The organism is Tessaracoccus massiliensis, assembly GCF_000826065.2.
Taxonomy (GTDB): domain Bacteria; phylum Actinomycetota; class Actinomycetes; order Propionibacteriales; family Propionibacteriaceae; genus Arachnia; species Arachnia massiliensis_A.
Genome location: NZ_LN623543.1, coordinates 579,973 through 601,765 on the forward strand (window position 1 = coordinate 579,973; position 21,793 = coordinate 601,765).

Genomic DNA, 21,793 nt, shown 5'->3' on the forward strand with positions numbered 1-21,793 from the left:
TCATTATTGGGTAAGCTTCCTCCTGCAGCCGCGGACGTCTGCGGCCTCCGTAACCAACAGAGGGGAAAGTGGCTTCTGCCACGGAACATGTCAGCACCTGACTCCAATGACCTTTTCGGTGCCAATTCCTGGCTCATCGACGAGATGCGGGAGGCGTATGACGCAGACCCGCAGTCAGTAGACGCCACCTGGCGCGAGTTCTTCGCCGCGGAGGGTAACCCCGCGCAGGCCGCCGCCAAGACGTCCTCCTCTCCCCCGGCGGACAAGGCCCCGGCCAAGCCCGAGGCGCAGCCCAAGGCAGAGACCAAGCCCGAGCCGAAGCCTGAGCCCAAGGCCCAGCGTCCCCATTCACCCGAGGCGAAGCAGCGCGACAAGGCCACCTCCGCGCCTGAGAAGCCGGCCACCCAGACCACCGCGGCAAAGGCCGCCAAGGCGGAGAGCAAGCCCACCGTCGAGAAGGTGACCAAGGGTCGCAACGCGCCGCACAACCCCGGCACGGGCGCCGGGCTCAGTGCCAACCCGCCCAGCCCCAGCGTGCGCCCTGAGCCCTCGGCCGCGGAGCCCAGGTACACCGTGCTGCGCGGCGCGCCCATGCGCACCGCCAAGAACATGGACACGTCGCTCTCGGTGCCCACCGCCACCTCTGTGCGCTCCGTGCCGATGAAGCTCGTCATCGACCAGCGCGGCCTGATCAACAACTTCCTGCGTCAGTCCAAGGGCGGCAAGGTCTCCTTCACCCACATCATCGGCTACGCCATGGTGCAGGCACTCAAGGCCATGCCCGAGATGAACAACGCCTACGACGTGATCGACGGCAAGCCCAACCTGATCGAGAACCCCTCGATCAATCTGGGCATCGCCATCGACATCCGCAAGGGCGACACCCGCCAGCTGCTGGTGCCCAACATCAAGGGCTGCGAGTCCCTCAACTTCTTCCAGTTCTGGTCCGCCTACGAGCAGGTGGTGCAGAAGACCCGCGCCGGTGACCTGCAGGTATCAGACTTCGCCGGCACCACCGCGTCGCTGACCAACCCGGGCGGCATCGGCACCAACCATTCGGTGCCCCGCCTCATGACCGGCCAGGGCATGATCCTGGGCGTCGGCAACATCGACTACCCGGCCGAGTTCCAGGGCATGAGCGAGTCGAAGATGACCGAACTGGCCGTGTCGAAGATCACGACGCTGACCTCGACCTACGACCACCGCGTCATCCAGGGCGCCACCTCCGGCGAGTTCCTGAAGAAGCTGCACGGCCTGCTGCTCGGCGAGGACAACTTCTACGACGAGATCTACGAGGCGCTGCGCATCCCCTACGAGCCGCTGCGGTGGGCGCCGGACATCTCCGCGCACCGGGACTCGCAGGTCTCCAAGACCGCCCGCGTCCTCGAGCTGATCAACTCCTACCGGGCGTTCGGCCACCTCACGGCGGACACGGATCCCCTTGAGTACCGTCAGCGCTCCCACGAGGACCTGCGCCTCGAGACGCACGGCCTGTCCATCTGGGACCTCGACCGCGAGTTCGCCGTCGGCACCTTCGGCGGCCGCGAGCGCACCTACCTCCCGCTGCGCGACATCCTTTCCACGCTGCAGGATTCCTACTGCCGCACGGTGGGCGTCGAGTACATGCACATCGCGGATCCGCGGCAGCGCCAGTGGTTCCAGCAGCGCATGGAGAAGCAGCACCAGCCGCTGACACACGAAGAGCACATGCACGCGCTCGACAAGCTCAACGAGGCGGAGATCTTCGAGACCTTCCTCCAGACGAAGTTCGTCGGCCAGAAACGCTTCTCCCTCGAAGGCGGCGAGTCGCTGATCGTGCTGCTCGACGAGATCGCGCAGCAGGCAGCCAATGATTCGGTCGACGAGGTGTGCATCGGCATGCCGCACCGCGGGCGCCTCAACGTGCTGGCCAACATCGTCGGCAAGAAGTACGCGCAGATCTTCAAGGAGTTCGACGGCCAGGTGGACCGCACCGGCACCGGCGACGTGAAGTACCACCTGGGTGCGGAGGGCACGTTCGTCGCGGCCAACGGCGCCACGGTGAAGGCCTCGGTGGCCGCGAACCCGTCGCACCTCGAAACGGTCAACCCCGTGCTGCAGGGCATCGCGCGCGCCAAGCAGGACGTACTGGGCGCCGGGGACTACCCCGTCCTGCCGCTGACGCTGCACGGCGACGCGTCGTTCTCCGGCCAGGGCGTGGTCTTCGAGACCATGCAGATGTCGCAACTGCGCGGCTACAAGACCGGCGGCACCATCCACGTGGTGGTCAACAACCAGGTGGGCTTCACCACCGCCCCCACGGAGTCGCGTTCCTCCACGTACTGCACGGATGTGGCCAAGGCCATCTCCGCGCCCGTGCTGCACGTCAACGGCGACGATCCGGATTCGTGCATCCGCGCGGCCCGCATCGCGTTCGAGTACCGCCAGACGTTCCACAAGGACGTCGTGATCGACCTCGTCTGCTACCGCCGGCGCGGCCACAACGAGGGCGACGACCCGAGCTTCACGCAGCCCAACATGTATGACCTCATCGAGCAGAAGCGCTCGACCCGTCGTCTGTACACCGAGTCGTTGATCGGCCGTGGCGACATCTCTCTGGCCGACGCCGAAGACGTGATGAACCGCTTCCGCGCCCGCTTGGAGAACGTGTTCCGCGAGGTGCGCGAGTCCAAAGATGCGGCGGACGACGAGTACCGCAAGGTGCCGTACTACCCCACCAAGCCGGAGACGCGGCTCACGGAGATCACCGCGGAGATGCTGCAGACCATTGCGAACGTGCACACGCAGTTCCCGGAGGGTTTCAAGGTGCACCCGAAGGTGCAGCCGCAGCTCGAGCGCCGCGCCGAGGCGATCATGAACGGCCCCATCGACTGGGCCACCGCCGAGATCATCGCCTTCGGCTCGCTCCTCATCGAGGGACGCCCCGTGCGTCTCGCCGGTCAGGACTCGCGCCGCGGCACGTTCTCGCAGCGCTTCGCCGCCATCGTCGACCGCGTGACCAACGAGGCATGGGTGCCGCTGAAGCACCTCACGGAGGACCAGGCGACGTTCGAGGTGTGGGACTCGCTACTCAGCGAGTACGCCGCGCTCGGCTTCGAGTACGGCTATTCCGTGGCCCGTCCGGATGCGCTGGTGCTCTGGGAGGCGCAGTTCGGCGACTTCGTCAACGGCGCCCAGATCATCTCGGATGAGTTCGTCGCCGCCGGCAACGCCAAGTGGGGCCAGAAGTCGGGCGTGTGCCTGCTGCTGCCCCACGGCTACGAGGGCCAGGGGCCGGACCACTCGTCGGCACGCATCGAGCGGTGGCTGCAGCTGTGCGCTGAGGGTGCGCTGGCCGTGTGCCAGCCGTCCACGCCCGCCAACCACTTCCACCTCCTGCGCCAACACGCCTACGTCAACTGGCACCGCCCCGTCGTGATCGCCACGCCCAAGTCGATGCTGCGCAACAAGTTGGCCACCTCCACGCCGGAGGAGTTCACCTCCGGCAAGTGGAACCCGGCCCTGGACGATCCCACCATCGAGGACCCGTCCAAGGTGGAGCGCATCGTCCTGTGCTCGGGCAAGGTCCGCTGGGACCTGGTGGCCCGCCGCGAGAAGATGGGCCACGACGGCAGGACCGCCATCATCTCGCTGGAGCGGCTCTACCCGCTTCCCACCGACGAGTTGGTGGAGATCCTGCGCAGGTACGCCCACGTCACCGACGTGCGCTTCGTGCAGGACGAGCCGGAGAACCAGGGAGCCTGGCCGTTCATGGCCCAGCACCTGCCCGGGGCGGTCAAGGAGAAGTTCCCCGAGTTCGAGCTGAACATGCAGCCCATCACGCGCCCGTGGTCGTCGGCTCCGTCGGTCGGGTCCATGGCGGTCCACAAGGACCAGGAGGACGAACTGCTCAAGGCGGCGCTGGGCTGAGGCCCACACCGCCCGCGGTCTAAGCTGTCGGGCATGTACTTCACCGACCGCGGACTCGAAGAGCTGGTTGATCGGCGGGGCCACGAGGAGATCTCCTTCGAGTGGCTCGCCGAACAACTGCGCACCTTCGTCGACCTCAATCCCGAATTCGAAACCCCCGTCGAACGGCTGGCCTCCTGGCTGGCCCGCCTCGACGATGATGAGGAGGACTGATGCTGGATCTCGACGCTCTCAAGGCCCGCTACCGCAGCGTGGTGGGAGCCGAGCCCGAGGGGCTGTGGTCCGCCCCGGGCCGCGTCAACCTCATCGGTGAACACACCGATTACAACGACGGCTTCGTGCTGCCCTTCGCGCTCGAGAAGAAGGCCGTCATCGCCGGCGGGCAACGCGACGACGACGCCCTGGTGATCGTCTCGCTGGAACTCGACGAGGAGGTGCGCATCCCCCTCGCCGACCTGAAGCCCGGCACCGAGGGCTGGCACTCCTACCTCGCCGGCGTGGCCTGGGCGCTGCGGGAGGCCGGCCACGCCGTCGGCGGCGCGAACCTCGTGATGACCTCCGATGTGCCGCTGGGGGCGGGGCTCTCCAGCTCCGCCGCCATCGAGTGCGCCACCGTCGCGACGCTGGCGGACCTGTACGGTCTGGACATCGCGCCCATCGACCGGGCCAAGCTCGCCAGGGTCGCGGAGAACGCCTACGTCGGCGCCCCCACCGGGCTCCTCGACCAGGCGGCCAGCACGCTGTGCGAGGTGGACAACGGGCTGTTCCTGGACTGCCGCACGCTGGAGACCGAGCACGTCCCGCTGCCGATGGCCGATCAGGGCTACGAGATGCTGGTGCTCGACACCAAGACCCCGCACAGCCACGTCGACGGCGAGTACGGCACCCGCCGCGCCACCTGCGAGGCCGCAGCCGAGATCCTGGGCATCCCGGCACTGCGGGACGTCACCGACCTCGACGAGGCCCTGGCTCGGCTCGAGGACGAGACGATGGTCAAGCGCGTGCGCCACGTCGTCACGGAGAACGAGCGGGTACTCATGGCCTTCGAACTGGCCCGCACCTCGGACCTTTCCGAGCTAGCTCCCCTGCTCGACGCCTCGCACGCCTCGATGCGCGACGACTACGAGATCACCGTGCCCACCGTCGACCTGGCCGTCGAGACGGCGAAGAAGGAGGGCGCCCTGGGCGCCCGCATGACCGGCGGAGGATTCGGGGGCTGCATCATCGCGCTCGCGAAGGCCGGCGACGCGGACCGGATCGGCCAGTCGATCGCCGCAGCGTTCAAGGACGCCGGCTTCGGCGCCCCGGAGTGGTTCACCGCCACGCCCGCCGCCGGCGCCGGGCGCCTCGCTGGTCCCTGAGCGTCGCCAGCCGTCCCTGAGCGTCGCGGCTCGGTCGCTAAGCCCTTCCGCCCCGCCCGACCTTCCCCAGTTCGTGCCGCCCCACCGCCAGGATGGCGGTGACGGCGGTCACGAGGATGAACGGCGCCACGATGAGGGTGCCGACGAACTGCGCGCGGTCGTCGGAGGTGAGGAGGCTGTAGACCACCATCAGGTGCAGCAGCGCCGAGGCGACGATCAGGCCCAGCGCCCAGCCCTGCCCCTTGGCGGTGAACCAGGCGAACGCAATCAGGCTGAGCCCGTAGAGGACCAACATTCCTGCCACGCCGATGCCGAACAATCTGCTGTTGGCCAGCACCGTGCCGACGGCGACGCCGAGGACGCCCAGGCCCGTCAGCGCGGTGAGGATCACCGGGATGGCCAGGAGCGGGCGGCGCAGCACAGCATTCACCGCCTCAGCCTGCCTGAGGAGACACGAATCGGGCAACTTGTGAGCGATTGCTGTTCAATTCACCCGAGAATGCCCGCTATTGCTTATCGTTGCTCGCAGGGGTAACCTGCATGAGCTTGCGGGGAATCCCGCGATGAACCACACCCCCGACAGAAGGAGCACAACTATGGATTGGCGCCACAAGGCTGCCTGCCTCACTGAGGATCCGGAGTTGTTCTTTCCCGTCGGCAACACCGGGCCGGCGTTGGCTCAAATCGAAGAGGCCAAGAAGATCTGCGCCCGCTGCGTCGTCAAGGACCAGTGCCTGTCATGGGCGCTCGAGGCCGGGCAGGACCACGGCGTGTGGGGCGGCCTGAGCGAAGATGAGCGTCGGGCGATCAAGCGTCGCGCCGCCCGCTCCCGCGTCCGCAACGGCTGACCACTCCCCCGAGCTGGGAGCCTCACGGCACCGGCAGCACGATCCGCGCCACCGTCCCTTGGGTGTCCTCCCTGTTCTTGAGCTCCAAGGTGCCGTTGAGATCGTGGATGAGCGTCGAGATGATCGACAGCCCGAGCGATGTCTGATTGCCCAGCTTGAACCCCTCCGGCAGTCCGTTGCCGCCGTCGATGATCTCCAGCGTGAGGCTGCCATCCCTGCGCTGCGGGCACACCTCCACCAGGCCTGAGGAACTGTCCAGGCCATGCTCGACAGCGTTCTGGCACAGCTCCGTGACCACCATCGACAGCGACGTGGCCATCTCGGCCGGGATGACCCCGAAACTGCCGCGGCGCACCGCCCGTACGGTGCCGTCCGAGGCTGCGAGGTCGCCGACGGTGGCCAGGATCTTGTCACACACGTCATCGAAGGGCACCTCCTCCACCAGGGAGTAGCTGAGGGTCTCGTGCACCAGCGCGATGGACGACACGCGCCGCATGGCGTCACGGAGGGCCTCCTTGCCCTCCTCAGACTTCAGCCTGCGCGACTGCATGCGCAACAGCGCGGCCACCGTCTGGAGGTTGTTCTTGACGCGGTGGTGGATCTCCCGGATGGTGGCGTCCTTGGTCACCAGCATCCGGTCGCGGCGGCGGAGGTCAGTTGTGTCCCTGCACAGCACAAGCATGCCGGCGGTGGTGAACTCCAACCACAGCGGTAGCACGACGAAACGCATCGACGCGCCCTGCGCCTCGACGTCGAACTCCAGGCTGAGCCGCCCGTCGATGTCCGCGTTGACGGTCTGGCCCACCGATTCGACGCCCTGCCGCAGGTGGCGGGTGAGGTCGCGGAACCGTTCGCCCTCGATGTCGCCGATGGCCCCCAGCCTGCGGTAGCCCGTGATGGCGTTGGGGCTGGCGTAGGAGATCGTGCCGTCCGGCTGCACCCGCAGCACCCCGTCGGCGACCCTGGGTGCCAGCGCCTTGTCCGACGGCGGAACGATGGGGAACTCGCCGCGCATCAGCATCTGCGTGAGGATCTCGGCGGCTTCGAGGTAGTTCTCCTCGAGGGCGCCGGTGGCGCGCATGCCCATCTGGTTGGTGTGGCGTTCGATGACGGCCACGGGCCGGTCGTGCCGCAGCACGGGAATGGCCCACACGTCGACGGGGATGCCCGCGGACAGCGCGTTGTCGCTGGTCTCGGCGATCTCGTGGGTCATGAACGCCACGGTGACCTGGTGGTCGGTCTCGTACTCGATCAGCTCCCCCACGATGTCCTCCTCGAGGGCTGTGGGGCCTGTCACGGGGCGCACCTGCGCCTCGCACCGGAAGATGTCCCCGTCCTCGGTGAGGGGCTTCCAGAGAACCAGATCCGAGAAACTGAGGTCGGCCAGCATCTGCCAGCCGGACTGGAAGGCCTCCAGCCATTCATCATCAGTCATGAGGTCCACGTCGCGAGTCACAGGCTCCACTCTGCCACGGACACCCTTTTCCGTGTAGCCGGGTCCTTCTGGCACAATGGGGCGTCCCCTGAACTGACTTATGAGGAGGTCCACCATGGGTAAGCGTGGCCGCAAGCGCAAGGCACGTCGTAAGAACGGCGCCAACCACGGTAAGCGTCCCAACGCCTGACGTTGGTCGCCGCTACAAAAGCCCCCGCATCGCGCGGGGGCTTTTTAGTGTGTGTTCAGCGGCGGGTGATGCGTAAAGTCTGGATTCGTGCCGTCAGCGTCGTCGGGGCGGCGAGGGGGGGTTGGCTGCGCTGGATCATCTCCGTGATGGTCGATTCGATCTCGAAGTTCTCCATACATCGCTCGCAGGCGTGGAGGTGGTGGCGGATGAGGTCCGCGTCCGCCTCGAGCAGTTCGTTGTGCAGGAAATCGTGCACCCGCGCCAGCGCACGGACGCATTCGTCCATCTCGTCGTGCTCGTGGACGTACATGTCGGCGTCTGCCATCACCGGCCCCCCGCCTTGCGTCCGATGCCGCGTTGTTTCGCGTACTCGGCCAGCGACTCCCGCAGTTGGGCGCGTCCGCGGTTGAGCCGGCTCATCACGGTGCCGATGGGCGTGTCCATGATCTCGGCGATCTCCTTGTAGGAGAAGCCCTCGACGTCTGCGAGCAGCACGGCCATCCGGTAGTTCTCCGGCAGCGCCGCGATCGCGTCGGCAACGGCGGCGTCCGGCGTCTGGTCGAGCGCCTCCATCTCGGCGCTGCGCAGGCCCGTGGAATCGTGGTTCGCGGCGCGGGCGAGCTGCCAGTCGGTGACCTCCTCGTCGCCGCTGGTCTGCGGCGAGCGCTGGGCCTTGCGGTAGGTGTTGATGTAGGAGTTGGTCAGGATGCGGTAGAGCCACGCCTTGAGGTTGGTCCCGGGCTTGAACGTGTGCCGCGACGCGAACGCGCGAGCGTAGGTGTCCTGGACGACATCCTCCGCGTCCGACGGGTTGCGCGTCATCCGCAGCGCGGCGCCGTACAGCTGATCGAGGTAGCCCAGCGCCTCCTCCTCGAACGCTGCGGCGGCCGCATCGTCGAGTTCCGCATCCGGGGATGCCTCAAGCACTTCCTGGTTGTCCATCAGCACCGACAATACCGCGAGCACCACCAGTGCCCGCGCCGGCGCCACGATGGGGACAGCTGGGCGGCATGTCAAGGTGGCTAGCACGGTCATGACGGCTCTAACGCTCATCCCCCGGCCAATATTCCCGACCTCGTCGCCAATTTGCCACGCCGTGACAGGCTTGGGACTGTGCAAGCTCCCTCTGACCTCTACAACCTGGTGCCGGACGACGTCCCCACCAGCCCACGCCCCGCAGTGCTGCTCGTGACCCTCGGCACCTTCATCGATGCCGGGCAGGTCCAGAAGATCCTCAGCGATCACCTCGTGGCAACGGGCGAATCACAGGTGGTGGCCACGTTCGACGTGGATCAACTCTTCGACTACCGGGGCCGTCGCCCTCCCATGGTGTTCGACGCCAACCGCTGGGCCGGGTACGAGGCGCCGTCAATGATGGTGCACCGGCTCGTGGACCGCGACGGGGAGCAGTACTACCTCCTCGCCGGTGTCGAGCCCGATTTCCAGTGGGAGCGGGTGGTGGCCGCCATCCGGCAACTGGTGGCGCGGCTGCACGTGCGACTTGTGGTCACGATCCACGGCGTGCCCATGGGTGTCCCCCATACCCGGCCCGTCGGAGTGACGGCGCACGCCACGGACAGCGCCCTCATTGAAGATGCCCGTTCACCGTTCGGCCGCGTCAAGGTGCCGGGATCGCTGCCGGCGCTGCTGGAGTTGCGTCTCGGGGAGGCAGGCCGCCCTGCCGCCGGGTTCGCCGTCCACGTGCCGCACTACCTCGCCGGCTCGGAGTTCGCCGAGGGTGCGCTGACGGCGCTCAACGCTGTGGTCGACCTGACCGGGCTGAACCTCCCCAACGATGCGCTGGTGGCCAAGGCTGAGGCCAACCGCCGCGCCATTGCAGCCGAGGTGGAGGGCAACGACGAGGTGCGTGAGGTCATCGCCGGGCTCGAGCAGCAGTACGACGCGTTCATGCAGGGCCAGCAGCACCCGAACCTCTGGGCTCCTGACGCCCAGGAGATCCCGTCGGCCGATCAGTTGGGCGCGGAGTTGGAGAACTTCCTGCGCAACGTCTCCGACGACGACTGAGCCCCGCCGCGCCGCCCCGCAGACAGCAGAGCCCCCGGAATCACCGGGGGCTCTGTCGTCGCGCGGGAATCAGGCGACAGTCTCCGCCGTCCTGGCGGGCAGCGTCTTCGGTTTGAACGACGGACGCGATGCCTCATAGTCCGAGATCGTCTCGTCGTGCTGCAGGGTCAGCGAAATGTCGTCGAGTCCGTTGAGAAGGCGGTGCTTGGTGTACTCGTCGATGTCGAAGCCCACCTCGAGGTCACCGCGCGTGATCCGCTGCGACTCGAGGTCAACCGTCGTCTCCACGTTCGGGTCCGCGTCGATCGCCTCCCAGAGCGCGTCACGGTCGGCTTCGGAGACGAGCGCCACCAGCAGCCCCGCCTTGCCGGAGTTGGAGCGGAAGATGTCGCCGAAGCGGGTGCCGATGACCACACGGAAACCGTAGTTCTGCAGCGCCCACACGGCGTGTTCGCGCGAGGATCCGGTGCCGAAATCCGGGCCAGGGATCAGGATGGTGCCTCCGGTGAACGGCTCCTTGTTGAGCACGAACTCGGGGTCGTTGCGCCAGGCGGAGAACAGGCCGTCCTCGAAGCCGGTGCGCGTGATCCGCTTGAGGTACACCGCGGGGATGATCTGGTCGGTGTCGACGTTCGAGCGCTGCAGCGGAACGGCGATGCCGGTGTGGCTCTTGAAGGGTTCCATGGTCAGGCTCCAATCAGGTCTGCGGGGGCGGCCAGGTGGCCGGTGATGGCGGTGGCGGCGGCGACGGCGGGCGAGACCAGGTGGGTGCGCCCACCCTTGCCCTGGCGTCCCTCGAAGTTGCGGTTCGACGTCGACGCGGCGCGCTCGCCTGGCTGCAACTGATCGGGGTTCATGCCCAGGCACATCGAGCATCCCGCGGCGCGCCACTCGGCACCGAAGTCGAGGAACACCTGGTCGAGGCCCTCGGTCTCGGCCTCGAGCCGCACGCGGGCGGAGCCGGGCACCACGAGCATGCGCACGCCGTCGGCGATCTTCTGACCCTGCAGCACCGAGGCCGCCAGGCGGAGATCCTCGATGCGGCCGTTGGTGCAGGAGCCGAGGAAGACGGTGTCGACCTTGATGTTGCGCATCGGGGTGCCGGGGACCAGGTCCATGTATTCGAGGGCGCGCTTGGCGGTGGCCTGCTCCACCTCGGACTCGAAGTCCTCCGGCGCGGGAACGGACCCGCCCAGCGGCACGCCGTGGCCTGGGTTAGTGCCCCAGGTGACGAAGGGGGTCAACTGCGTGGCGTCGATGTCCACCTCGACGTCGAACGTGGCGTCCTCGTCGGTCTTCAGCGTCTTCCAGTAGTCGACGGCGGCATCCCACTCCTCCCCCTCCGGCGCGTGCGGGCGGCCCTTGAGGTAGGCGAAGGTGGTCTCGTCCGGCGCGATCATGCCGGCCTTGGCGCCCCACTCGATGGACATGTTGCAGATGGTCATGCGCCCTTCCATCGAGAGGTTCTCGATGGTTGTGCCGCGGTACTCGACGATGTGCCCCTGGCCGCCGCCGGTGCCCACCTTGGCGATCAGCGCGAGCACGACGTCCTTGGCGGTCACGCCGTCGGGCAGTTCGCCGTTGATGTTGACCGCCATGGTCTTGGGCTTGGCCTGGTTCAGCGTCTGGGTGGCCAACACGTGCTCCACCTCGGAGGTGCCGATGCCGAACGCGAGGGCACCGAACGCGCCGTGCGTGGAGGTATGGGAGTCGCCACACACGATCGTCATGCCAGGCTGCGTCACGCCCAACTGGGGGCCGATGATGTGCACGACGCCCTGATCCCTATCGCCCAGCGAGTGGATGCGGATGCCGAAGTCCTTGGCGTTCTGGCGCAGGGTGTCCACCTGCTTGCGCGAGACGGGATCCGCGATGGGGGCCAGGATGTTGAGCGTGGGGGTGTTGTGGTCCTCCGTGGCGAGCGTGAGCTCCGGACGGCGGACGGCGCGGCCGGCCAGGCGCAGGCCCTCAAAGGCCTGGGGGCTGGTCACCTCGTGCACGAGGTGAAGATCGATGTAGAGCAGGTCCGGCTCTCCCTCGGCGGCGCGGACGACGTGCGCGTCCCATACCTTTTCGCTCAGGGTCTTACCCATGGCTCCTCGCTTCGCAAAGAATGAAATCGTTCGTTGTGAACTCCGGATCAGTATGACGAAGAGACGAAATGAACAGGGTTGCCTGTCCAGCATGTGGATTGATAATCTCACCATATGGACCACACTTCAGGCGTCGGGGTACTCGACAAAGCGAGCCTCGTACTCTCCGCACTCGAACGCAATCCGCTGACCCTCGCGGGCCTTGTCACCGCGACGGGACTGGCCCGTCCGACGGCGCACAGGCTCGCCGTCGCACTGGAGCACCACCGCTTCGTGGGGCGGGACCTCCAGGGTCGCTTCGTGCTGGGCCCCAGGCTGATCGAGCTGGCCGAATCCGCAGGCGAAGATCCGCTGCTCTCCACAGCTGGGCCGATTATGCAGCGGCTGCGCGACATCACCGGCGAATCGGTTCAGATGTTCCGCCGCCAAGGCGACATCCGCGTGTGCGTGGCCGCCGTCGAGCGGCCCACCGGTCTCCGCGACAGCGTGCCCGTCGGCGCACAGTTGGAGATGACCGCTGGATCCGCCGCCCAAGTCCTTCTCGCTTGGGAGGAGCCGGACAAGCTCGACCAGTTGCTCGAGGCCGCCTCGTTCACCATGGCCACGCTTCAGACGGTGCGCCGCCGCGGCTGGTCGCAGTCGGTGGCCGAGCGCGAGGCCGGCGTCGCCTCGGTGTCGGCCCCTGTGTTGGCGCCGTCGGGCAAGCTGATCGCCGCTGTGTCGGTCTCCGGCCCCATCGAGCGGTTGACCCGCTCCCCCGGCCGCCTGCACGCCCCCGCCGTGCTGGCGGCAGCCGAACGACTCAGCGAGGTGCTGCGCCGCAGCGGCGCCCCCGAGTGAGGCGGACGAAACTCAGGGCTGCCAGTCCGTCGATGGCGCCCAATCCGTGTCAGTGGGTAGCGTCGGCCAGCTCACCCTGCCTGCGGCTGTTTCGGCAGACTCGATGGGGGCGAGCTTGTTCGCCATGTCGCCCAGGGTTTTGAGCTGTTCCATCTTGTCTTCGACGTCCTTGGTGGCCATCTCCGTGATGACGTTGCCCACCACTTCCACGACCTTGATCAGAACGCCCATGACAGTGGGCTTCGCCAACAGACCCACCAGATCGTTGATACCGCCGAGAATGCTGGACGCCGCCTCGTTCATGCCTTCGATCCGCGCCTTCCACAGCTCCATGACAGCGACCATCAACTCGCCCACATGAGTGACCACGGTGATGTTGGCGCCCTTCATCGCATCCGAAGCGAGGTTCAGGTCATTCAGAGAGGTTTTGAAATCCGCGATGCGGCTGGCGTAAAGATCCGCACTCTCTGAGACCCAGTTGTCTTGAATGCTTTCTTTCAGCGCCTGCGCATCGTCGTCCGCCGTGCCCAGTGTCTCGAGGAGCGTATCGAGCCGCTTGTTCTGCTCCCCCAGTGCCGTCGGGATGGCACCGATCGCATCGAAGTCTTCCTCCTGCATGTTGGCGATGCCATCTGCGTTGCTGCGAGCGGTCTCGAGTTGCTCCTTGACATACTGGGCATCAGGAGAGAGGATCTTGCGGACATTTTTGATCGGCAGCTTGGTGTAGGCGTCCTGCACACGCCACGCCCACTGGGGGGGCATGATGTCGCCATTCTTCGGGATCCACGTGTCGTGATACTCATCGTTGGTGATGTCGTAGTCGAACTCCATGGGCGCCCCGAAGATGCGGTCAAGGAAGCCCGGCTCCTCATCCCTCGTCAGAGTGAAGATGTAGGTGTAGGCGAGCTCTCCCTCCGCTTGGACTCCGATCCCATCGCAGACCGCAGTGAAGTACTCACGCGATTCCTGGATCACCTTGCCCATTTCCAGGAGGGTTTGAGAGCTGGTCAGGTCAGTGAGGTCCGGCGTCGGATCAGGGCCCGTCATTCGTCCAACTCCTTCTCGATCTCCTGGATCAACTCTTCGCTGTACTGCTCCCTGCGCAGGTATTCCCCGCCGCTGGCACGCAGCGTGCTGGCGACCGACGCCGCGCAGGTGGCGCCTTCACCGAGGACTTCGACATAGGCGTCGAAAGCGTCGTTCGCAGCCACGCCGAAGCTGCGGAGATTCTGCGGGATCCGCTCCGAGAAGGGAGGAATCTTGTCGCCGTACTTCAAACCGTGGTGCGTCGTGCTCATCGTGCTGCGGACTTCATCCCAGCCATCCGCCTGCTCGTCGAAGAAACGCACCCGGAACTGGACCTCATCTGGGAGACTTTCGAGGCTCATTTCCCGCTCCTTCCTGCGAATGCCAGGAGGCGACGAACCTCCGGCGTCTGCTTCTCCTCGGGCACTGCCGGGGGTTGAAGAATTTCTGTCAGCTCTTCGCAGACCGCCTGTCGCATAGCTGTCGGCAGCCAGCCCCGTGGATCTGAGAGGCGCAGCAGGCCGCCGGCCTGCGACCAGTGCGATTCCAGGTGTCCGGCCCGCACGATGAGTGGCTCGTTGTTACCGCTGCTCACAGGATCCGATGCACGGGCCTCTGCGATCAGCAGCCCGAACTCCTTCAGGTCGTCCAGTGCGACATCGCCGAGCGAAATCTCCAGGCGCCAGTTGCTGCCCGCGCCAGTGGGGTGCACCTCGCGGTAGGCGCGGGAGACCTGCCAGAACAGCCCAGCGGTCCCCACACGCTCATACCAGTCAGGCTCAACGGTGACCCAGCGCACTTCGCCGCCCTCCCAGTCGAGGGTGACAATGATCGGTTGGTCGTCCCCGAGTTCACGGGTCAGAGGTGGTGCTTCATCGCTCATGGTTACACGGTAACCCAGGAGCGGGTCAGTGGCCCCGTGCCGATGGCGTCAGACTGGATCACCGTCGAGGGTGTAGAGCCGTGGCTCGCCACCTTCGCTGTTCGCCTGCCAGCCAGGCTCACCTCGGCCAACCAACTCCAGCCACCACCCGCTCTTCGGTGCGCCCTCTGCGGCCCAGATCTTGGCGATGACGGCCGGGTCGAGCGAGTCGGCAGCCACCGACGTGGCAGGGGCTTCACACTTGGGGAAGAAGGACCCCATCGACCTAGTGACCAGAAGCGCACAGTCGTCATCGCCGCTCGTCCGGAGTGCCGGCTCAACCATCTGAACCTGCGTCCACACCTCGTCGGGAGTCATCCTCAAAGTGACGCGTCCCACCTGGGTGGCGCCCAACAACGCCGCATCGTCGCGCAACTGTTCTGCCGCAGCCGCCAGATCCCCAGCTGGGATCGCGGGCACAGGGGTTCCGTCCAGCCGCCCGGTAGGCGCACCCTCCGGCCCACACCGAACATTCTCGGCGACGTGCTCGCCGAAGACGAACAGCTCTCCCTGGGGGTGCTTACACTCGGGCAACTCGTCCATGCGCCGCTCCAGCCCGGCAAGGTCCAGATCGGCGGCCGGCTTCCCACTCAGGAGCACTGAAGGGGTGGGCGAGCCCAAGCTGGTGGGGTCGTCCTCATAGGGCCGCTTCAGGAACTGTTTCGCTGTCCCGTCCTCCAAGACGAACGATGCTCTCACCCGCAGCCCCTCGTGGAGTTCGGGTTCTCGCTCAACCTCCACCCGCACCACCTGATCGCTACCAGCCTGGCTGGCCATCTCCGCCACGATGTCAGGGAGCGATTCGGATGTGCCCGAATTGCAGGCACTCAGCAGCGGCGCCGCGATAAAGGCACCAGCCATCAATGCAACCGTCGTTTTCACCTTGCCACAGCCTCTCTGGTCCACTGCCCCTGCCGCAAGAATAGCCACTGCACCGTTCGGAGCCCTCCCGATGCCTCCTCCCCGGTCCGCCATCATCGCCCAGCACCCTTCGACCAGCCGCGGGCGGTTGGCTCAGCCCGGATCCACCGATGCGCTTCAGTATCAAGTGGCCTTGTCCGGGTCCTGAGTGCCCCGCGACAGCGGACTGCACCCAGCAGGCCTCATCATGCACGTCGTGGCCGACAACTACGCCACCCACAAACATGCCACCGTGCAACGATGGTTGGCCGCCCACCCCCGGTTCACCATGCATTTCACGCCGACCTACAGCTCGTGGCTCAACCAGGTCGAATGACTCTTCGCCCACTGGACCAAAACCGCAGACCAGATCCTGGGATCCCTCGGCCGACTTCTAAACCGCATTTCAGGCGCAGGACACTAGATGCCCGCTAGCGCAGTGAAGACCTGCTTGGTGCGCGGCTGGGTCTGGACACGGTTGCAGACCTCTGCCCACGCCTCGTAATGCTCGGTCTCCTTATGCGCAGCGAGGGCAGCCTCATCGACGTACGCCTCAGCGAGAGTGAACTTGGTCGGGTCGTCGGCGTGCTGCAGCACGTCGAAGCGGAGACAGCCAGGCTCCTGGAGCGATGCGGCGCTGTTGGCGACGGTGACCTGAGCGAACTCGTCCTCGCTGCCCGGAGCGACGGTGACGGTGACCTGGAAGACATACATGGCACCACGATAGGACAGCCACTTGGCCTCTGAACATGTGGGAGTCGACTCGTCCTCGCCAACGCAGATTCCTCCGTGCCTGAGCTGATGTTTCTCGCCGATGACACATCACAAGCGAGAAGAAACAACGGCGGCTCGGAGAAATCTCGCTTGGCGAGGAGCACCTGAGCATTGGCACGGAGGAGGCGGCGTTGGCGCGGAGAGGTTGAGCGTTGACGCCGTGCCGCGTGGTTCACCGGGAGACGGAGCGCTCGACGCATGCCGGAGTCGACGGCCTGAGCAGGCCGGTCTCGACAGTTCCGAAACTGCATCTGTAGATAACTCTGGAGCTGGTCGGTTTTGTCAGAGTGTCCGTTTAGTATCGTTGGTATGAGCGAAGCAAGGGATCTGACGCAGCGGTGTATCGCCGCGTTGTGGGATGCCGCGCGCTCACTGGGCACTGATGAGAAGGCCCATGCCGAGTTGGCCGGGCTGGTGGATACGGTGGCTGAGGCCGAGGCCCAGTTGGCCGGTTTGAAGCTCCACCTGTTGCAGGAGGCCCGCCTCGCTGGTGCTGAGGCGGCGTTGTCAGAGGTGCGGGAATCTGTGCGCACCACGTCGGCGCAGGCGGTCTCCGCGCTCAAACTGTCGCAGGAACTGGGGGAACGGTTCGAGTTGATCGGTGCCGCTCTCAGCGAGGGCAAGGTCTCGCTGCCGCAGGCCGAAGCGATCGTCTCCGGTTTACGGAAACTACCCAAGACCTTGTCGCGGTCAGAGCTTGCCCGGTGCCAGGAATCGATCCTGGAGCATGTCGAACTGTTGGGACCGTCCGAGTTGCGAACGCTGGCTGCCCGGTTGTTCGAGGTGATCGACCCGGACCAGACCGACGCCGAGACTGCCAAACGCCTCGCCGCGGAAGAGCGCGCCGCCCGGCGGGGCCGGTTCCTCCGTCTGACACCCGATCACCACGGCTCTGTCCGGATCTTTGGTCAGTTGCCGGTGGCGGACGCAGCACCACTGTCCGCCCAGCTGGAGGCCTTGATGCCGTCGGCCTCCTCGTATGCGGACACAGGTGAGACGGCCACCCCGGAAATGCGGCGCGCTGACGCGCTGGTCCTGTTGTGTCAGACGGCTGCCTCGGCTGGTCAACTGCCGGCCCACGGTGGGGATCACCCCACTGTGCACATCACCATGGACTTCGACACGCTGGCCTCCGGCCTGGGCCGCGTCGGGATGCTCGGCAGCACGTACCTCGATGGGATCTCCGCCGGCGAAGCACGGCGCCTGGCCTGCAACGCCAACATCATCCCGATCGTGCTCGACGGCAAGTCGCGGCCGCTGGACGTGGGTCGCGAGAAGCGACTGTTCACCCCCGCTATGATCGCCGCACTCACCGCCCGGGACAAGGGCTGCGCCTTCCCCAACTGCCACGTCCCGCCGGCCTCGTGTCACGCCCACCACATCGTGCCCTGGTGGGCATGGGGACCCACCTGCGTCTCGAACGGGGTGTTGCTGTGTCCGCACCACCACAGGGTGGTGGAACCAGACCCGAACCAACCTGAAGAGTCGCAATGGCAGGTCCACCTCGACGAGGTCACCGGGCTGCCGTGGTTCACCCCACCCAGACACATCGATCTCAGGCGAAGGCCCCGGCAGAACGCCAGATTCATCCTTCAACAGATCAAACTCAGACCCCCTGACGAGGCACCACCCTGCCCACCCGAGAGCAGAGAACTCGCCCTCGAGGACCTGCTCAAACACGCCTCACCGGCCTGGGCCGGAAGCGGTTAGGCCCGGTTAGGCGACCTCCAAGGAACTCGGCAGGAATAGCAAAACGCCCTAGCCAGACTTGCTGTCTGACCAGGGCGTTTACACCTTGTAGCCCCGACGGGATTCGAACCCGCGCTACCGCCTTGAGAGGGCGGCGTGCTAGGCCGCTACACAACGGGGCCCCTAGCGCGTTGGAGAGCATAACACCCTCGCCTGCTGGATGGCTAATCGCCTTCCGCAGGGGTACCAGGACTCGAACCTAGACTAACGGAACCAGAAACCGTCGGGCTGCCAATTACCCCATACCCCTATGTGCCCACCGTGGTCGAGCACGAGTAGGAACTCTACACCAGCATTTACCCGCGCCACAAATCCGGGTCAGGGGTGGTCGTGGCGAGGTTCAACTTGCGGGCCAACCACCAGGCGGCCAGGCCGAACACGGTGAAAGCCAGGATGTTCCAGCCCGCTTCTGCCCAACTGATGCCGGTTACCGTGCGCAGCCCCTCCACCGTGACGCTGAACAGGGCGTAGACGTAGCTGGAGATGTTGTTGACGATGTGCGCGCCGATGGCAGCCTCGAGCCCACCGGTCAACACCACCAGTGCGCCCGCCACCAGGCCGAACACCAGGCGGTGCACGAACAGCGCGGGATTCTGGATCCCGTGCATCAGGGCGAACAGGAGGGCCGAGCCGACGACACCCACCCAGGCGCGGCCGGTCGCCGAGCCGATGGCCTGCAGCAGGTAACCGCGGAAGAAAAACTCCTCCGCGGCAGCCTGTAGCGGCGATGACACCGCGATCAGCAGGAGGAAGCTCACCCAGCCGGGCTGCCCGTTGGTCCACACGGGCATCTCCCCCAGCCCCCACTGGGCCCAGATCACCGCGTTGAGCAGCACCGCGGCCACCACCACGGTCATCAGCAGGTACCGCCACCGCATCCCCGGCTGCACCGACGCCAACCACCGTGGGCGCAGACCGTGGACGTAGCGGGTCAGCAGCAGGGAGATGGGAATCAGGAGTGCGAGGGCCAGGTGGCCAGCGACGGGCCCGTCGGGGAGCCGGTAGGCGCCGGCGTCAGCCGCGTACGCCGCCCAGTCTCCCCCACCACGCAGCGCAAACCCGATGCGCAGGAACACTTGGTTGGCCACCGGGATGAGCAGCGCGTACGCGGAGAAACCCAGCAGGATCCCGAAGACCACCGTCATGCCCAGGAACGGTCCCCTGGGCAGTACCAGCGGATAGTGCACCGCCGAGGGTGGGTCGAGTGCCTCGCCCCGGTGGAACAGGGCTGGCGCTACGGGCGCCTGGCTCACGCGTCGGCGACGGGGTTGCTGAGCGTACCCAGGCCGTCGATGCTCACGTGCACCTCGTCGCCGGGCTGCATCTCGCCGACGCCGGCCGGAGTGCCGGTGAGGATGAGGTCGCCGGGCAGCAGCGTGATCGACTGCGAGATGTAGCTGACCAGCTCCGCGACGCCACGGACCATCTGCGAGGTGGCGCCGTCCTGGCGCACCTCGTCGTTCAGGCGGGTCTCGATCGTGAGATGGCCGGCCTCCTCGATGGTGAGGTGCGTGTTCATCCACGGGCCGAGCGGCAGGAACGTGTCCGAGCCCTTGGCGCGGGCCCACTGGCCATCGGAGGACTGCCAGTCACGCGCAGTCACGTCGTTGGCGATGGTGTAGCCGAAGATCACCTCGGGCACCCGTTCGACGGGTACCTCCTTGCAGATGCGACCGATGACGATGGCGAGCTCGCCTTCATAGTGGAGGGACTCGCAGCCAGCGGGCCGGATGATGGTGTCGTTGGGACCGATCACGGAGGTGTTGGGCTTGAAGAACAGCAGCGGCGCCTCCGGCACCTCGCCGCCCATTTCCTTGGCGTGCTCGGCGTAGTTCTTGCCGACGCCCACCACCTTGGAGCGCGGGATCACCGGCGAGAGCAGGCGCACGTCGTCGAGGTCGTGGCGCTCCCCCGTGTAGTTCACCGGCACGCCTGCCAGCGGGTCCGCGGTGAGCGCCGCGATGGTGTCGGGGTTGTCACCCCCGTCGACGGCGAGTTCGATGACCCCGTAGGCGGGGTCCTGTCCGGCCTTGGCGAAACGAGCGATACGCATGGCCCCAAGACTAGTGGGCCGTGGCCCCGTCCTCACCCTGCGCGACGTAGGTCATGAGGCCGTAGGCGAGCGCGTCGCGCAGCGCCTCCCATGACGCCTCGATGACGTTGGTGCCCACACCCACCGTCGTCCAGGCGTAGCCGTTGTAGGCGGTGTCGATGAGCGTGCGCACCGTCGCATCGGTGCCGTGGCCTTCGTCGAGGATGCGCACCCGGTAATCGGTCAGCTCGAAATCCGCGACGGCGGGGAAGGCGTTCTCGAGCGCCGAACGCAGCGCGTGGTCCAGCGCGTTGACGGGGCCGTTACCCTCGCCCACCACCATGAAACGCTTCCCGTTGGCCGTGAGCTTCACTGTGGCCTCGGAGAGGTCCAGATTGTCGCGTTCCTCCGTGAACACGCGCCAGGACTGCACCTCGAACGGCAGTTCGAGGATGCCCAGTTCGCCGCGCAGCAGCATCTCGAAGCTGGCATCGGCCGATTCGTAGGAGTAGCCCTCCGCCTCGCGCTGCTTGACGCGGGCGGTGATGCCGGCGGCCAGTTCGCGATCCGCGAGGTCGAAGCCGAGCTGCTCGCCCTTGATCTGGATGTTGGCGCGGCCGGCCATGTCCGAGACCAGCATGCGCATGTCGTTGCCCACCAGCGACGGGTCGATGTGCTGGTAGAGGTTCTCGTCCACCTTGATGGCCGAGGCGTGCAGCCCAGCCTTGTGCGCGAACGAGGACTGCCCGACGTAGGGCTGGCGCCCCAACAGCGGCTGGTGCGCAACCAGCGCGATGGCGTGCGCCACTCGGGTGAGGTCCTCGAGCCGCTCCGGCGGCAGGATCTCCCACCCGTACTTGAGCTGGAGGTTGGGGATCACCGCGGACAGATCGGCGTTGCCGGTGCGCTCCCCATAGCCGTTGAAGGTGCCCTGCACGTGCATCACGCCCGCCTCGACGGCGGCCATGGTGTTGGCCACGGCACAGGCGGTGTCGTTGTGGCAGTGGATACCCAGGTTGGCGCCGGTGGCCGCGGCGGCCTCCACCACCTCCGCCATCCAGCTGGGCAGCATCCCACCGTTGGTGTCGCACAGGACGACCACCTCGGCGCCCGCATCGTGGGCCGTGCGGACCACCTGGAGCGCGTACTCGGGGTTGGCGCGGTAGCCGTCGAAGAAGTGCTCGCAGTCCACGAAGACGCGCCTGCCCTGGCTGCGGAGGTACTCGACCGTGTCGCGGACCATCTCGAGGTTCTCCTCGAGGGTGGTGCGCAGCGCTCGGGAGACGTGCTCGTCGTGCGACTTGGCCACGATGCAGATGTACTCGGTGCCCGCATCGACGAGGGCCTGCGTCAGGGCGTCGTCGGCCGCCTTCGCGCCCGCCTTGCGGGTGGCGCCGAACGCGACGAGCTTCGAATTCTGCAGGCCCAGGCCTTGGGCGCGCTGGAAGAACTCGGTGTCGTTGGGGTTGGCGCCCGGCCAGCCACCCTCGATGAAGTGGACGCCCAACTCATCCAGGTAGCCGGCAATTTTCAGCTTGTCCTCGACCGAGAGGTGCAGGCCTTCCTGCTGCGCGCCGTCGCGCAGGGAGGTGTCGAAGACATGGAACTCGGCAGGTTGCACCGGCAGGCTCGGCATGGTCTCTCCAGTCGGTTGGGATCTGTGGGAACAATACGCTGTCCACACCCTCC

At 66.5% G+C, this 21,793-nt stretch carries 22 protein-coding genes, 2 tRNA genes and 1 pseudogene; 9 read left to right on the forward strand and 16 right to left on the reverse strand.

From position 1 onward, the window contains the following. Positions 1–87 precede the first annotated feature (87 nt). The 3 genes from BN1186_RS13270 to galK are packed head-to-tail and all read left to right on the forward strand — an operon-like array spanning position 88 to position 5,270. Positions 88–3,909 carry a multifunctional oxoglutarate decarboxylase/oxoglutarate dehydrogenase thiamine pyrophosphate-binding subunit/dihydrolipoyllysine-residue succinyltransferase subunit gene (locus BN1186_RS13270; protein ID WP_040284471.1) on the forward strand — a complete coding sequence of 1,274 codons (3,822 nt, stop codon included), beginning with the start codon at positions 88–90 and terminating at the stop codon, positions 3,907–3,909. A 33-nt stretch (positions 3,910–3,942) separates the two neighbouring features. Further along, entirely contained in the window at positions 3,943–4,122 is a 180-nt protein-coding gene (locus tag BN1186_RS13275; protein WP_040284472.1) for a DUF6104 family protein, read from the forward strand. Further along, complete coding sequence (galK, locus tag BN1186_RS13280) at positions 4,122–5,270, forward strand: galactokinase (protein ID WP_040284473.1); 1,149 nt, start codon at positions 4,122–4,124, stop codon at positions 5,268–5,270. Before BN1186_RS13275 ends, galK begins: the two co-directional genes overlap by 1 nt. Positions 5,271–5,307: 37 nt before the next feature. Here galK and BN1186_RS13285 read toward each other — a convergent pair whose 3' ends face one another. Continuing rightward, on the reverse strand, positions 5,308–5,700 hold the full coding sequence (locus tag BN1186_RS13285; protein ID WP_139651110.1) for a hypothetical protein: 393 nt from the start codon (positions 5,698–5,700) through the stop codon (positions 5,308–5,310). A gap of 166 nt (positions 5,701–5,866) precedes the next feature. On the opposite strand from BN1186_RS13285, the gene BN1186_RS13290 reads away from it, so the two are divergent. Beyond that, complete coding sequence (locus BN1186_RS13290) at positions 5,867–6,118, forward strand: WhiB family transcriptional regulator (RefSeq protein ID WP_040284475.1); 252 nt, start codon at positions 5,867–5,869, stop codon at positions 6,116–6,118. Between the two features lie 22 nt (positions 6,119–6,140). Here BN1186_RS13290 and BN1186_RS13295 read toward each other — a convergent pair whose 3' ends face one another. Then, positions 6,141–7,553: a sensor histidine kinase gene (locus BN1186_RS13295; protein ID WP_052460261.1), complete on the reverse strand. Its 1,413-nt coding sequence runs from the start codon at positions 7,551–7,553 to the stop codon at positions 6,141–6,143. A 115-nt stretch (positions 7,554–7,668) separates the two neighbouring features. Here BN1186_RS13295 and BN1186_RS16540 point away from each other — a divergent pair, with 115 nt between their 5' ends. Then, on the forward strand, positions 7,669–7,743 hold the full coding sequence (locus tag BN1186_RS16540; protein WP_369819251.1) for a 50S ribosomal protein bL37: 75 nt from the start codon (positions 7,669–7,671) through the stop codon (positions 7,741–7,743). Positions 7,744–7,798: 55 nt separating this feature from the next. On the opposite strand, the gene BN1186_RS13300 is transcribed toward BN1186_RS16540, so the two are convergent. Together BN1186_RS13300 and BN1186_RS13305 are read right to left on the reverse strand one after the other, a co-directional pair. Then, positions 7,799–8,068 carry a zf-HC2 domain-containing protein gene (locus BN1186_RS13300; RefSeq protein WP_052460165.1) on the reverse strand — a complete coding sequence of 90 codons (270 nt, stop codon included), beginning with the start codon at positions 8,066–8,068 and terminating at the stop codon, positions 7,799–7,801. After that, complete coding sequence (locus BN1186_RS13305) at positions 8,068–8,685, reverse strand: sigma-70 family RNA polymerase sigma factor (RefSeq protein ID WP_052460262.1); 618 nt, start codon at positions 8,683–8,685, stop codon at positions 8,068–8,070. The genes BN1186_RS13300 and BN1186_RS13305 overlap by 1 nt, the downstream gene beginning before the upstream one ends. Before the next feature lie 171 nt (positions 8,686–8,856). Here BN1186_RS13305 and BN1186_RS13310 point away from each other — a divergent pair, with 171 nt between their 5' ends. Next, positions 8,857–9,768, forward strand: a complete 912-nt coding sequence (locus tag BN1186_RS13310; protein WP_040284477.1) for a proteasome assembly chaperone family protein — start codon at positions 8,857–8,859, stop codon at positions 9,766–9,768. A 69-nt stretch (positions 9,769–9,837) separates the two neighbouring features. Here BN1186_RS13310 and leuD read toward each other — a convergent pair whose 3' ends face one another. Next, positions 9,838–10,452, reverse strand: coding sequence for a 3-isopropylmalate dehydratase small subunit (gene leuD, locus BN1186_RS13315; RefSeq protein ID WP_040284478.1), 615 nt, complete (start codon positions 10,450–10,452; stop codon positions 9,838–9,840). Positions 10,453–10,454: 2 nt separating this feature from the next. Continuing rightward, the gene (gene leuC / locus BN1186_RS13320) at positions 10,455–11,861 is read right to left on the reverse strand and encodes a 3-isopropylmalate dehydratase large subunit (RefSeq protein ID WP_040284479.1); all 1,407 of its coding nucleotides are present in this window, start codon (positions 11,859–11,861) and stop codon (positions 10,455–10,457) included. 114 nt (positions 11,862–11,975) lie between these two features. Between leuC and BN1186_RS13325 the strand changes: the two genes are divergently transcribed. After that, entirely contained in the window at positions 11,976–12,701 is a 726-nt protein-coding gene (locus tag BN1186_RS13325) for an IclR family transcriptional regulator (RefSeq protein WP_040284480.1), read from the forward strand. Between the two features lie 12 nt (positions 12,702–12,713). Here the strand turns inward: BN1186_RS13325 and BN1186_RS13330 are convergent, their stop codons facing one another. From BN1186_RS13330 to BN1186_RS13345, 4 genes are read right to left on the reverse strand one after another with little or no spacing between them, the layout of a single operon-like run. Beyond that, on the reverse strand, positions 12,714–13,748 hold the full coding sequence (locus tag BN1186_RS13330; protein WP_040284481.1) for a hypothetical protein: 1,035 nt from the start codon (positions 13,746–13,748) through the stop codon (positions 12,714–12,716). Further along, entirely contained in the window at positions 13,745–14,089 is a 345-nt protein-coding gene (locus BN1186_RS13335; RefSeq protein WP_040284482.1) for a hypothetical protein, read from the reverse strand. Before BN1186_RS13335 ends, BN1186_RS13330 begins: the two co-directional genes overlap by 4 nt. Continuing rightward, on the reverse strand, positions 14,086–14,610 hold the full coding sequence (locus BN1186_RS13340) for a hypothetical protein (RefSeq protein WP_040284483.1): 525 nt from the start codon (positions 14,608–14,610) through the stop codon (positions 14,086–14,088). Before BN1186_RS13340 ends, BN1186_RS13335 begins: the two co-directional genes overlap by 4 nt. A 48-nt stretch (positions 14,611–14,658) precedes the next feature. Beyond that, positions 14,659–15,627: a hypothetical protein gene (locus BN1186_RS13345; protein ID WP_139651115.1), complete on the reverse strand. Its 969-nt coding sequence runs from the start codon at positions 15,625–15,627 to the stop codon at positions 14,659–14,661. 115 nt (positions 15,628–15,742) lie between these two features. Between BN1186_RS13345 and BN1186_RS13350 the strand changes: the two are divergent. Then, positions 15,743–15,973: pseudogene (locus BN1186_RS13350) on the forward strand (transposase); the annotation flags it as partial. Here BN1186_RS13350 and BN1186_RS13355 read toward each other — a convergent pair. Next, positions 15,970–16,263, reverse strand: a complete 294-nt coding sequence (locus BN1186_RS13355; RefSeq protein WP_040284485.1) for an antibiotic biosynthesis monooxygenase — start codon at positions 16,261–16,263, stop codon at positions 15,970–15,972. The pseudogene BN1186_RS13350 and the gene BN1186_RS13355 overlap by 4 nt on opposite strands. A 369-nt stretch (positions 16,264–16,632) precedes the next feature. Here BN1186_RS13355 and BN1186_RS13360 point away from each other — a divergent pair, with 369 nt between their 5' ends. Then, positions 16,633–18,033, forward strand: coding sequence for an HNH endonuclease signature motif containing protein (locus tag BN1186_RS13360; RefSeq protein ID WP_052460166.1), 1,401 nt, complete (start codon positions 16,633–16,635; stop codon positions 18,031–18,033). An 88-nt stretch (positions 18,034–18,121) separates the two neighbouring features. Here the strand turns inward: BN1186_RS13360 and BN1186_RS13365 are convergent. From BN1186_RS13365 to cimA, 5 genes are all read right to left on the reverse strand, one after another. Beyond that, positions 18,122–18,194: transfer RNA gene (locus tag BN1186_RS13365), tRNA-Glu, on the reverse strand. 56 nt (positions 18,195–18,250) lie between these two features. Further along, positions 18,251–18,322 (reverse strand) — tRNA-Gln (locus BN1186_RS13370). A 46-nt stretch (positions 18,323–18,368) separates the two neighbouring features. Then, positions 18,369–19,259, reverse strand: coding sequence for a CPBP family intramembrane glutamic endopeptidase (locus BN1186_RS13375; protein WP_139651117.1), 891 nt, complete (start codon positions 19,257–19,259; stop codon positions 18,369–18,371). A 62-nt stretch (positions 19,260–19,321) separates the two neighbouring features. Next, positions 19,322–20,125, reverse strand: a complete 804-nt coding sequence (locus tag BN1186_RS13380) for a fumarylacetoacetate hydrolase family protein (RefSeq protein ID WP_040284486.1) — start codon at positions 20,123–20,125, stop codon at positions 19,322–19,324. 10 nt (positions 20,126–20,135) lie between these two features. Continuing rightward, positions 20,136–21,740: a citramalate synthase gene (cimA, locus tag BN1186_RS13385; protein WP_040284487.1), complete on the reverse strand. Its 1,605-nt coding sequence runs from the start codon at positions 21,738–21,740 to the stop codon at positions 20,136–20,138. Between the last annotated feature and the right edge of the window lie 53 nt (positions 21,741–21,793).

Bases quoted from the DNA above. Each gene is read 5' to 3' on its own strand.
- BN1186_RS13270 (WP_040284471.1), top strand. From the start codon at position 88: ATGTCAGCACCTGACTCCAATGACCTTTTCGGTGCCAATTCCTGGCTC.
- BN1186_RS13275 (WP_040284472.1), top strand. From the start codon at position 3,943: ATGTACTTCACCGACCGCGGACTCGAAGAGCTGGTTGATCGGCGGGGC.
- galK (WP_040284473.1), top strand. From the start codon at position 4,122: ATGCTGGATCTCGACGCTCTCAAGGCCCGCTACCGCAGCGTGGTGGGA.
- BN1186_RS13290 (WP_040284475.1), top strand. From the start codon at position 5,867: ATGGATTGGCGCCACAAGGCTGCCTGCCTCACTGAGGATCCGGAGTTG.
- BN1186_RS13295 (WP_052460261.1), bottom strand. From the start codon at position 7,553: ATGACTGATGATGAATGGCTGGAGGCCTTCCAGTCCGGCTGGCAGATG.
- BN1186_RS13300 (WP_052460165.1), bottom strand. From the start codon at position 8,068: ATGGCAGACGCCGACATGTACGTCCACGAGCACGACGAGATGGACGAA.
- BN1186_RS13305 (WP_052460262.1), bottom strand. From the start codon at position 8,685: ATGGACAACCAGGAAGTGCTTGAGGCATCCCCGGATGCGGAACTCGAC.
- leuD (WP_040284478.1), bottom strand. From the start codon at position 10,452: ATGGAACCCTTCAAGAGCCACACCGGCATCGCCGTTCCGCTGCAGCGC.
- leuC (WP_040284479.1), bottom strand. From the start codon at position 11,861: ATGGGTAAGACCCTGAGCGAAAAGGTATGGGACGCGCACGTCGTCCGC.
- BN1186_RS13325 (WP_040284480.1), top strand. From the start codon at position 11,976: ATGGACCACACTTCAGGCGTCGGGGTACTCGACAAAGCGAGCCTCGTA.
- BN1186_RS13330 (WP_040284481.1), bottom strand. From the start codon at position 13,748: ATGACGGGCCCTGATCCGACGCCGGACCTCACTGACCTGACCAGCTCT.
- BN1186_RS13335 (WP_040284482.1), bottom strand. From the start codon at position 14,089: ATGAGCCTCGAAAGTCTCCCAGATGAGGTCCAGTTCCGGGTGCGTTTC.
- BN1186_RS13340 (WP_040284483.1), bottom strand. From the start codon at position 14,610: ATGAGCGATGAAGCACCACCTCTGACCCGTGAACTCGGGGACGACCAA.
- BN1186_RS13345 (WP_139651115.1), bottom strand. From the start codon at position 15,627: ATGATGGCGGACCGGGGAGGAGGCATCGGGAGGGCTCCGAACGGTGCA.
- BN1186_RS13355 (WP_040284485.1), bottom strand. From the start codon at position 16,263: ATGTATGTCTTCCAGGTCACCGTCACCGTCGCTCCGGGCAGCGAGGAC.
- BN1186_RS13360 (WP_052460166.1), top strand. From the start codon at position 16,633: ATGAGCGAAGCAAGGGATCTGACGCAGCGGTGTATCGCCGCGTTGTGG.
- BN1186_RS13380 (WP_040284486.1), bottom strand. From the start codon at position 20,125: ATGCGTATCGCTCGTTTCGCCAAGGCCGGACAGGACCCCGCCTACGGG.
- cimA (WP_040284487.1), bottom strand. From the start codon at position 21,740: ATGCCGAGCCTGCCGGTGCAACCTGCCGAGTTCCATGTCTTCGACACC.